Origin of the sequence: Aquimarina sp. ERC-38, assembly GCF_026222555.1 — a bacterium.
In the GTDB taxonomy this organism is placed as follows: Bacteria; Bacteroidota; Bacteroidia; order Flavobacteriales; family Flavobacteriaceae; genus Aquimarina.
Genome location: NZ_CP098511.1, coordinates 828,885 through 840,283, shown reverse-complemented (window position 1 = coordinate 840,283; position 11,399 = coordinate 828,885). Strand labels below are relative to the sequence as shown.

General features: G+C 36.0%; 5 protein-coding genes. 4 read left to right on the top strand and 1 reads right to left on the bottom strand.

The genetic code is table 11. The features are described 5' to 3' along the window. Nucleotides 1-17: 17 nt before the first annotated feature. Nucleotides 18-5,069, bottom strand: coding sequence for a choice-of-anchor D domain-containing protein (locus NBT05_RS03630; RefSeq protein ID WP_265772085.1), 5,052 nt, complete (start codon nt 5,067-5,069; stop codon nt 18-20). Nucleotides 5,070-5,664: 595 nt separating this feature from the next. On the opposite strand from NBT05_RS03630, the gene NBT05_RS03625 reads away from it, so the two are divergent. The 4 genes from NBT05_RS03625 (at nt 5,665) to NBT05_RS03610 (ending at nt 11,234) form a co-directional block, all read left to right on the top strand. After that, entirely contained in the window at nt 5,665-7,065 is a 1,401-nt protein-coding gene (locus tag NBT05_RS03625) for a dipeptidase (protein ID WP_265772084.1), read from the top strand. A 401-nt stretch (nt 7,066-7,466) separates the two neighbouring features. After that, nucleotides 7,467-7,838: a BlaI/MecI/CopY family transcriptional regulator gene (locus tag NBT05_RS03620; protein WP_265772083.1), complete on the top strand. Its 372-nt coding sequence runs from the start codon at nt 7,467-7,469 to the stop codon at nt 7,836-7,838. Beyond that, nucleotides 7,838-9,835 (top strand): M56 family metallopeptidase, encoded by a 1,998-nt coding sequence (locus tag NBT05_RS03615; protein WP_265772082.1) that lies wholly within the window; start codon nt 7,838-7,840, stop codon nt 9,833-9,835. The genes NBT05_RS03620 and NBT05_RS03615 overlap by 1 nt, the downstream gene beginning before the upstream one ends. 292 nt (nt 9,836-10,127) lie before the next feature. Then, entirely contained in the window at nt 10,128-11,234 is a 1,107-nt protein-coding gene (locus tag NBT05_RS03610) for an Ig-like domain-containing protein (RefSeq protein ID WP_265772081.1), read from the top strand. Nucleotides 11,235-11,399: the final 165 nt, after the last annotated feature.

Genomic DNA, 11,399 nt, shown 5'->3' with positions numbered 1-11,399 from the left:
TAAGAATTCTTATTTTCTTATTTCTTTACGATTTTTCTTTGTCCCAGTACATTTTTATCAGCATCTGATAAGATTAATAAATAAATACCTTTAGAAAGTGCAGAAACATCAAGAGAACCTTTTCCGGAAGCATCTATGGTAAAATCTTTAGCCCCATACACCTGTTGACCAGTTAAAGTCATTAACGATAACTGTAAGGCATTACTTTTCTGAGTGCCAATTTGATATTTAGCTAATTCTGATACCGGATTATTTACCGTAAAACCTGCATTCCCCGTTAAAACATTTGTATCTACCGATAGAACATCTTCTACGACTGTTAGTTCAAAAAGTACTGTACTTCGGGATTTATCTATGGAATTTGTTGAGGCTCTTAATTCATCAAAATAAACGCCCTCAGTTAGGTTAGTAGCATCCAGGGTAACTTCAAAGTTTCTGGAACGGTTTACAGCTATCACCCCTGAGATATTATCAATCTCAGTAATAAAAGGGGTAAGGTCGAGAGCCGGTTTAATAAATCTAACGGCAAGTCCGTTTTCAATATAATCCGTATTAAAAGCAACTTGTATTCCATCTGATCCGTCTGCATTTTCAATACCGACTGTGGTACTATTCCGGAAGCTTGCAGTACTCACATCCTGATAAAACATATCTATATTTCCATCACTATACAAAACAACCTGAAACGTTACTGTTTCCTCTAGAGGAAAAAAGAAGCGTGGTGTATTAGTCCATTGTACAATAAGCCTATCTTCAAAACTTTGATAATGGACAGAACCTTCACCCTCTAAAGGTTCAAGATCATCCCATAGTACAGAAATGATGTTATTTTCAGCATCATCAACCGGTATCTGACGATTTATAAAAGAATCGGTTTCTATTGTGTTAAAAGATAGAAAACCATTTGCATGTACATTTACGTTAGTATACATAGTGCCGTAAAATTCAAAAGAAAAATTTAAAGGAGCATTAAAAGTATCGTCTCCACCCACATCAAGAGTAATATCTTCCCCAGTGGAAGTAATATCTTGAAAATTATATACAGGACCTCCTATCTCATTATTATCAATCCATCTATATCCAAAAGCATCATCTCTACCAGCTCCTAATATAACGTTATGGCCTGCGCGAGAATCAACAGCTCCTTTTGTTTCGTTAGTTGTAGCGTAATTGATATAACTCGTATTATTTAATACAATACCAGGAGTACTTAATAAGTTAGCTGCAGCTACCTCCGGAAATGAGTAGACTAACGGAGTGTTTCCTTCATTAGATAAGGTTACCGTGCTGGTGGTCGTACTTCCGGATTCAAGTGTTTCTTCTATACGATCCGGTGATAAAACGGCTACAGATGGTTCTTCACCTACTCCGTTTAAAATTACTTCTACGAGGGGGGTATCCGCATCATCACTTATAATAGATAGAATTCCGTTGATGCTTCCTACACTGCTTGGATTAAAGGTAACCGTAACAGATAGAGAATCTTTTGCACCAATGACAGCGCTCTCTCTAAAAACCGTAAAATCATCATTATCCGTACTTATTTCTGCAATAGTAAGTGTTCCTAACCCGTCATTAATAATAGTTACGGTTTGGCGAGCTTGATTTCCTACAAATACATTGTTGTAAAACAAGACTTCTTCTTCTACGACAATATTATTAGTTTGTCCTGTAACCTCAAGGGTAGTTGGAACTATTACTTCAGGGGTAACCGGATCATTACTAGTAATTCCTATAGGAGTATTATAGGTGCCGTTTGCAAGTCCAGTAGCGTTAAAAGTAACCGTAACTTCTTCTGTAGCGCCCGGCGCCACAGTCCCGTTAGCAGGTTCTACAAGTACTGCTGGTGGAATTGTAGTACCTAAAGCCCTGTTTAAGAAAATGAAATCATCGGGAACTTCAATATCCCAGTCAGTTCCACCATTAAGACTAAAGAGATTAGCACCTTCTCTTTGCATACCATTCTCGTCAAAACCTGCCGGAAATAAAATGCCAACCGGATACTTATGAACTACCCAAAAACTTTCGCCAGCCTTAAATTGTAAGGATTCTATCAGTTCTTCCAGCGCAAATATCCCCTCTTCACTTGTTTGTTCTACGGCTTGCGTAAGTAGTAATTCTCCCTCGTTAGGATTGGTTCCGCCTTTATAAATTTCTAAAATAACAACGGGTTCTTCTACATCTTCAGTTCTAAACGCGTTGCGAATAGCTGTTAAGGTAAAAAATTCCTCTACGTCAAAACGTACAGCGGTAGAAGATGCTCTTGTCGCATCATCACTACCTACAAAAGTAGAAGTGACATTTACACCGGAATCATAAAATATACTATCTGTAATTTCTTCCAGATTCTTTAATTCTAAATTTGCGACGGGTGAAGAAGTAGTATTACTTTTACGTAACGTGGCATTTCCTGTACTACCCACACCATAATCTTTGAGGTTTAACTGGCTAAGAATTTTATTTGATTTTTCAGCCATGGCAGCAAATTGAACATCACTTTCACCAATAGCTGCATTGTATTCTAAAGGACTTTGACCGGAATTAGTGATGGTTAGAATTTCTGTTTTAATTGCCGGATTGTCCGTCTCAACGTTAATTGCCACGCTTAAAGAATCAGGGCTTACACTAATAGTAGGAGGCTTAACTACTGTCATTGTAATAGGAATGTCAATAGGACTATTATCAGCGTCATTACTGGTTACTTCTAAATTTGCCATATAGGTACCAGGGTCTAAGTCTCTACTATTAAAGATTACATTTACCGTAGTAGAATCCTGTATAGCAACACTTCCAGCTTCAGGGGCAACTGAAACGAAAAAAGCATCCTCATTGAAATCAGTAATTTCTACATTATCCATATCTAAGGTTCCTCCCTCTTCTATCATATCTGATATTAAGGCAACCTGGTCGATAAAAGAAGCAAAAGGGATGCCGGTAAATACTAACTCATCATCAAAAAATACCTGGAACTCATTACGTGGTCCTGATACTTCAATTAAAAGTTTAAAATAACCTTCGGGAGTAGTTTGAGGAATACGTATCAATTCTCCATCAGCTCCGTCGTTGTTTAGAATATCAATCGTATTATCAGGATTAAATATTACACTAGTTACTATAAGTTGTTCAGCTACACTTTGTGGTATAACCTCCCATGTATTTCCTCCACTATTAATGTTAATATCCGCAGAGAAAGCAGTGTATAAATCGTCAAAAGGTGTGACTATTGGGCTTACAGCCAAAGGAATAGCACCGAGTCTTGTACCAAGTCCATCTGATATACCCCTGAAATGGAGTGAACCTTCCTTAGCATTTTCATCACTTATTATCCAGTTATCGTCAAACCGGCTTAACCAACCCATTTGACCATTGATATTTCCTGGTGTAAAATCTTCAAAATCAGTTGCATATAAACTAGTAGCAATCTGATTCATACTATTTGATGATGGAGCTACCATTTTCGTCATAGAATTACCACTTGTCTGCTGGTTCAGGGTAACTTTTTGAAATCCGTTCTCTTTTATAAAAGACTGGGTTTTTGCTACCTGTGATGGAAATACATCGATTCCATCTTCATCTTGAACCGAAATATTAAAGGTTAAAGGTGCGTCCCCCTGATTTTGTATAGTTAAGTCTTTAACAAGTACGGTGTTTTGTATAAGTGTCTCTTCAAAGGATTCCGGGTCAACGGAAATGATCGGAGCTTCAGTACCGTCCAGAATTCTAAGGGATACTGGTATTTCTAAAGGATCATCAATACCAGATATGGTAAGTACGATAGTATCATTTACTATTCCTTTTACAGCATTTGTAGTATTTAAGGTTACCTGTAGGCTATCCGTAGTTGAGGCAGCAATTTCAATCATCGGATCATCGGTAAAATCTATAAATGAACTTCCGTTTTTAATACTTCCTGTAACTTGAAGGGTTTCTTCTGATTGATTGGTTAGGGCAATTGATGTGAGCAACTCTTCACCTACAAAAAGTTCTTCTTCAATCATATCAGGATCTACTGATAGTGGCGGTATTACAACATCATTTACGACCCATCCCATATCGCGAAAGAAACCACGGGTAATAGCACCAATATCAAAGTTAGACTCTTGCTGGCCTACTTGAGGAGACATTAAAGAATTAGGGTCTCCTGCCGGGAAGGTAGCTTCATCCCAATGTGAAATACTCGATCCGCCTTGGTACGGGTTAGGCGCAAAAATTTTAGCTGGGTTACCCCCAAGTGCTGCTACCGTTAAAGGACCATCAATAAAAAGGTCATTTGAAGTAAGTTGATCACCTAGTTCAGTTGAAGGGGTAGGGAATGAGGTAATACGTTCTCCGTCACCATTCACCGTAAACTCAGAAAAGATTGCATAATTCGGAAGATTAGTAGGGAACAATCTACCAACTCCGCCAGCAACATTATCTATGCTTACAAATCCAAGACCATGACCTATCTCATGTAGAGCAACTGTAACAAAATCAAATTGTCCCGGACCGGGATTCCCATCGGTCCCAAAATACCAGTTAAAGGCATCTCCCAAACTTACTCGAAATTCAGAGGTTTGATTAGGATCTAATACTTCACCAGCTATGGCATTAGCTAAAGCAGCAGGGTAAATAACATCCGGCACAGGGGCGTTAGGAAAATTATCAACTACATAAGTCGGTCCTGCCGCCGCTAATGTTCTAGGGTTTGCAAAGCTAGCAAAATCAGCAGTTACCCGAATCGGTACTGAAGAAACAATTTCATTTGCCCAAATATCCAGCGCAAACTCAAAAGCAGCCTGGGCCTCCGGATTTGCTAAAGCTCCCGGTCCAAAAGTCACAATAAATTCAGCAGTAGCGTTTTTCTTCATTTTTGTCCTAAACTCCGGATTAGGGATTTCAGGAATTCCATGTTTAGTATGCTTTGCTTCAAAATCTGCCGGACAAGTTACAATAACTCCGGGTTCAATCCGCATTTGTTGTGCTTTTACAACATATGAAAAGGATGAAATTAGTAACAGGAGAAGTCCCCATCGTTTTAAAAATTGTGTAGTTCTTAATAAACTACCTAAATAGAAGTTTTGATTCATTGTGAAAAAATTATATTAATATAAATATGTTAAATACGAACGTACAACAAACAAAATAAGATGCTAATTTCCTATAAGCCCAGCTTAAGATCGTATTACTAATTAAAATGTCTGGGGTAATTTACTCTTTTTAAAATCAAATAATTACAGATTTAATCTGCTTTTATGAGGTTGTAAAAAAGAATACGGTGAGATCAAAAGGTATTGGTGGGCTAACATAGGTTTCTTAGAGTTTATTATCTGTGTGTTTGGCTTAAAATTAACCTATTTTTTATATTTCAGAAGTGTGTAATTATTAAAGTATTGTTAATTAATGAATTACCATTTTCATTTGTAATTTTTATTAAAAATTATGTAAGTAAGGGAGACAATTATTAAAATTATAACAAAAAATTTAAATTAAGTAATATCGAATCATAAGGTTTACCTTAAAATTTGTTTTTTACAACTACTATAAATGGCATCAACTACTTTATTAGTAAAGTACTAACTATCATGCTAAAGGAATTCACTTTATCTCCAAACCTATTTTTTAGTATTAAATCAAATTATTTACTGTAAAACTTTACTATTTTACCAGCTTAAGCGTTTAAATATGAAAAGTGTTGATTCGTATATAGATTTACATAAAGATCGTTTTATAAAAGAACTTTTTGAATTACTAAAAGTTCCTTCTATCAGTGCTGATAAAGCATATCATCAAGATTTGATTAGCATGGCTGGGGCGGTAGAACAATCATTGCAAAAAGCAGGTTGCGATTTGGTCGAAATTCATTCTACTAAAGGTCATCCGATTGTTTATGGTGAAAAGATAGTAGCACCTCATTTACCTACCGTATTGATATACGGACATTATGATGTGCAACCTCCGGATCCTTTGGATTTATGGGATCATCCTCCTTTTGAACCGATTATTAAAAATACGGAGAAACACCCTGATGGTGCTATATACGCTCGAGGTGCTTGCGATGATAAAGGGCAACTCTACATGCACGTAAAGGCATTTGAATTTATGGTTGAAACGAATCAACTACCCTGCAACATAAAATTTATGATTGAGGGTGAAGAAGAAGTAGGGAGCTCTAACCTGGACACGTTTGTAAAAGCAAATAAAAAAAAGCTGGCAAATGATGTGATTTTGATCAGCGATACCGGAATGATTGCCAAAGATATTCCGTCCATCACCACCGGGTTGCGCGGTTTAAGTTATGTAGAAGTAGAAGTTACTGGTCCTAACCGGGATTTACACAGTGGGTTGTACGGGGGAGCTGTTGCCAATCCTATTAATATTTTAACTAAAATGATTGCATCCCTTCATGATGAGAATAATAGCATTACCATACCCGGATTTTACGATAAGGTCATAGTACTGTCAGAAGAAGAACGATCTGTTATGGCAAAGGCACCTTTTGACCTACAAAAATATAAGGAAGCCTTGCAGATTAATGTAGTTTACGGAGAGAAAGGCTATACAACCAATGAGCGTAATGCTATTAGGCCTACCTTAGACGTAAACGGTATCTGGGGTGGATATACGGGTGAGGGTGCCAAAACGGTAATCCCAAGCAAGGCGTATGCAAAAATATCGATGCGCCTGGTTCCTAATCAGGACTGGAAAGAAATTACCAAGTTATTTACAGAACATTTTAAAAACATAGCTCCCGATGCGGTTAAGGTAAAAGTAACTCCACATCATGGTGGGCAAGGGTACGTTACTCCATTAGATCATATTGGGTATCAGGCAGCGCATAAAGCATATCAGACCACATTTGGTAAAGAACCCGTTCCGCAACGAAGCGGGGGAAGTATTCCAATCGTTGCTCTTTTTGAAAAAGAATTAGAAAGTAAAACCATATTAATGGGATTTGGCCTTAATAGTGATGCGATTCATTCACCTAATGAACATTTTGGGGTTTGGAACTATTTAAAAGGTATAGAAACCATTCCTTATTTCTATCAGTATTTTACGGCTTTGTATCAGGAAGTAGGGGGATAGGTTGATTGTTATCTGTTAAAGAATCAAGATCGCTATCGCTTCTAGAACCAAGAATCAAGACTAAGTATCATAATGTTGAAAATCGATTTAATAAGATTATTCACGTTAAAAAACAAATTGCTTTTAAAAAGTAAAAAAATTTAGCCTTCGAATACTATAAAGTTTGGGATCACCTTATTTTAGTATGCTTTATGAATTTTATGTAATATTACCGGACACTGATAGTTAATCTAATTATTTAGTACCCTAAAAAATAGAGTGTTACCTTTAATTGGTATATCTAATTAACTATTTGTCCATTACCTAAAAAGTAAACTTCACAAAATAAAAATAGGGGATTAATTTGTTTATTCCATTTTTAATTCTACATTTGTAGAGTTAATTCTAAGAATGTAGAGCAAATGCAATTATCTAAAACGGAAGAAAAATTAATGAAACTCCTTTGGAAAAAGGAAAAAGCTTTTATGAAAGACCTTCTGGATGCTTATGACGAACCTAAACCGGCAACCACTACTATTGCTACGCTACTAAAAAGAATGAGCGATAAGGGTTTTGTAGGTTATACTACTTTTGGAAAATCAAGGGAATATTATCCTATGGTAAAAAAATCCGATTATTTTTCAAAACATGTAAACGGACTGATTAAAAACTTTTTTAATAATTCTGCTTCACAATTTGCCTCTTTTTTTACTACTGAAACCGATCTTTCTGAAGATGAACTACAAGAGTTAAAAAAAATCGTTGATTCCGCCATAGAAAAAAAGAAAAAGTAATGTACGTAATCAAAAGCATATTGTGTTTAGGAGTACTCTGGGGATGTTACAAATTATTCCTTGAAAACCTAAAATTTCATCAGTTTAAAAGGTATTACTTATTGGGGAGTTTGCTACTTTCTTTTTACCTGCCTACCGTATCTATTACCTATCCTAAAACTATTTATATACAGGCAACCCCTGTTATCAAGCAATTACCCTTAGTAGAAAGTAACGTAGGTCAAATGCAGTCAATACCGGAGGAAAATACGGAACTGGTAAGTAAAAGTACTGATTTTTCAATGATAAAGTACGTATGGTATATATATTGGATTGGAGTTTTAATCTTCGGAAGCAGGTTTGTTGGGTCACTGATTGGTATAAGAAAGAAAATAAAAAATCATAAGAGACAAAAGGATGTTGGACACACTAATGTTTTACTAGCAAAGCCTACGGTTCCATTTACATTTTTGTCTTATATTTTCGTATGGGACAAAGATTTTTATAAGCAACAAATTCCGGATGAAGTCTGGTTTCATGAAAAAACACACGTAGTTCAAAGACACACCTGGGACATCCTTTTATTAGAAATTCTACAGGTTGTTTTTTGGTTCAATCCTTTTCTTCTATTCTTTAGAAAATCTATGAAGTTAAACCATGAATTTCTGGCTGACCAAAGTGTTTTAAAACATCAATTTTCGCTGAAAAGCTATATAGACTTATTAGTAACCTATCCGGAGCATTCTTATCAGGTTGCTTTGTCCAATTCCCTTAATTATTCATTAACTAAAAAAAGATTACAAATGATGACCACTCATTTTTCTAAAAAACGAACAGTTTTACGACTTTTAGCCATGATCCCTATGTTGGTTCTGTGCTTTTTATTTTTTACCGAAAGCTTGAAGGCAAAAGAAATCGTAAAAGTCATACCTCCTGAAGGTATTGAAGCAATTAAGGCTAGCGCAACTAGTATTAAAGAAATTCCGCTTCAAGACGGTGTATCACCAAAAGATTTTAAAACCTACCATAAATGGATCAAAAAGTATAGTAAAAAGTCCAAGAAAAACCGAAATACGACTTTAGGTTTTGAAGAAGTGGAAGAAATGAAGGGTATTTATTATGCCATGTCTGAAGAACAAAAGAAAAAAACCAAAGCCCCTTCAACCTTAATAGTTGGGATAGACAACGTTAATTTTGATGATAACTTAGCTGTTTCTTTGCCATCACCTCCCGTAGTTTCTACACCTCCACCGGTACCGCCTAAGGTTGCGGAAAATGAAGCTATGAATTTACCTGAACCCCCGGAAGCTCCTGAATCTATCGGCGTTGAGCATATAGAATTACCGGAACCTCCTACGCCACCTGAAATTGATGATATACAGATCATAGGCGATATAGATGCCATACCGGACAACCTGGACGAAATTGTTGAAAATGCAATGGGTAGCGTAGACTATGATAAAATAGAAAGAAGTTTAGAAAGAGCCATGGAAAAGATTGGAGAAAATTTGGAACGTTTACATGAGCAAAAACTTATTTCTGATGAGCAACTAGAAGAAATTACAAGAAGTGCTATGGAAGCATCACGGGAGGCGGGAATACATTCAAGAGAAGCTGCGGTAGAAACGCGAAGGCATGCAATGGAAATGGCACAAGAAGCAAGAAGACATGCTATGGAGGCTAAAGAAGAAGGAATGCGTGCCAGAGAAGCAGCGTTAGAAGCAGCTAAGCATGCTAGAAAAGCTGCTCAAAAAGCTAGAAAGCAAGCTATGAAAGCGGCCATAGAAGCAAGACACCATAAAGCAAAAGCAATGCATGCAATAAGACATGCATCCGGAATGGCAAGTGATCATCAATCAATGATTAGTAGAATGGAAGAAAAAAATACTACGTTTTACTACAAAAGAAAGAAGATCAATAAACAAAAAGCACTTGAGATCATAGAAAATTCTAAAGGTAATTCTTCTATAAGTATTACTACAGAAAATGGGGTTTCTAAAGTCAAAATTAGGGATTAAATCTTCTATTTCATTTTATATTTATTTAGCTATAATTTTTAACAATCAGCTATCATTTTTACAAAAATGATAGCTGATTTTTTTACAGTTAATTAAGAAATGATGTAGTATAGAAAAAAGAGAGTAACACTTAAATACAGTCATTTTATATCCAAATTTTTTTAAGGGAAAGATTCGTATTGATTAGGGGTTATTTTAGCTTAAAAATAAATAATTTTTATAAAATAAAGGTGTTTAGTACTATTTTCGTAGTTTAGACGTTAATTTATTAGAATAAACACAAATCATAATTATGAAATCTCACCAAATTTTAAAGAAGGTCTTCCTTCTTTTAGTCATTAGCGGATTTATTTTAACCAGTTGCTCCGTAGAAGAATTTTCAGATGGCCAGACTACTACTGATGTCTCTGATAATAAAGCCAGTAACCCCTTAGCTGATAAGATAACCAATAAGGGTTGGGCAGATAGTTTTTCGGTAAATGGTAAATGTTATTGTAGAAGTACCTACGATCATGGTATCGGAGAGGTAAAAGTAGGTAATAGAACGGTTCGCAGTATCTGTGAAGCTATGAAGCAGGAAATGCAAAAAGCTCTGAATGGAAATGGTAAAAAAGTCTTTTATAATACCGTACAATGCGGACATGAACCTGCTCACAGAGATAAAACAATTTTTGCAAACGGACAGAAACATGCCGATGAAGTGTTATGCCCGGGAGTAGTGGGTACCGGGATTAAATGTAACTCTAGAAAAGGACCAAAATGGAATTTAGGTGGAAACGGTAACAATGGGAATAATAAAATTCCGTCAGTTTCCTTTATCACACCTTTTAACAATGCTACTTTTAAAGAGGGATATACTAAAATGGTAGTGTCCGTTAATGCTTCGGATAGTGACGGATCCGTTACCGAAGTAAAATTATATATGGACAATAAGCTGATAAGAGTACAAAAAAATGCGCCTTACCGATGGGGAGAAGGAGCTAATGCTTCTGAGACTTTAGGTTTATCTAAAGGTTCGCATATTTTAAAGGTAGAAGCTAAAGATAATAAAGGAGCGGTAAGAACCATCACCCGAACCTTTACGGTAAAAACTGCTAACGGAAGTAATAACTTTAACGGAACCATCTCTTTTGCCAATCCTTCCGGAAATACTACTTTGAACAGAGGATATACTAACTTTTATATTAAAGCCAAAACTTCTGGAAATATTCAGCAAGTTAGCCTTTACATTGATGGTAAGTTTATTAGAACGGAAAGGGTAGCACCTTATGAATGGGGGAATGGTTCCAGAAAGGAAACTACCGGATTAAATACAGGAAATCATACGTTTAAATTAGTAGCTCAAGATGCTAATGGAAACCAAAAAGAATCAACTATCCAGGTTATAGTAAGAAATTAAATTTTAACTAACAGGTCAAAAAAGGCTGTTGTAGGAAAGTCTTTATTATCGTCACTTAGATTCAACACATAAATGCAACAGTTTATCTGTTGATAAAAAGCCCCCACCATAGTTTTAGCCCTAGGGCTAAAACTATGGTGGGGGCGGCGAAAAATCTCATACCTT

What these genes read in the sequence shown, in the direction of transcription:
- NBT05_RS03630 (WP_265772085.1), bottom strand. Translation starts at nt 5,069, where the DNA reads ATGAATCAAAACTTCTATTTAGGTAGTTTATTAAGAACTACACAATTT.
- NBT05_RS03625 (WP_265772084.1), top strand. Translation starts at nt 5,665, where the DNA reads ATGAAAAGTGTTGATTCGTATATAGATTTACATAAAGATCGTTTTATA.
- NBT05_RS03620 (WP_265772083.1), top strand. Translation starts at nt 7,467, where the DNA reads ATGCAATTATCTAAAACGGAAGAAAAATTAATGAAACTCCTTTGGAAA.
- NBT05_RS03615 (WP_265772082.1), top strand. Translation starts at nt 7,838, where the DNA reads ATGTACGTAATCAAAAGCATATTGTGTTTAGGAGTACTCTGGGGATGT.
- NBT05_RS03610 (WP_265772081.1), top strand. Translation starts at nt 10,128, where the DNA reads ATGAAATCTCACCAAATTTTAAAGAAGGTCTTCCTTCTTTTAGTCATT.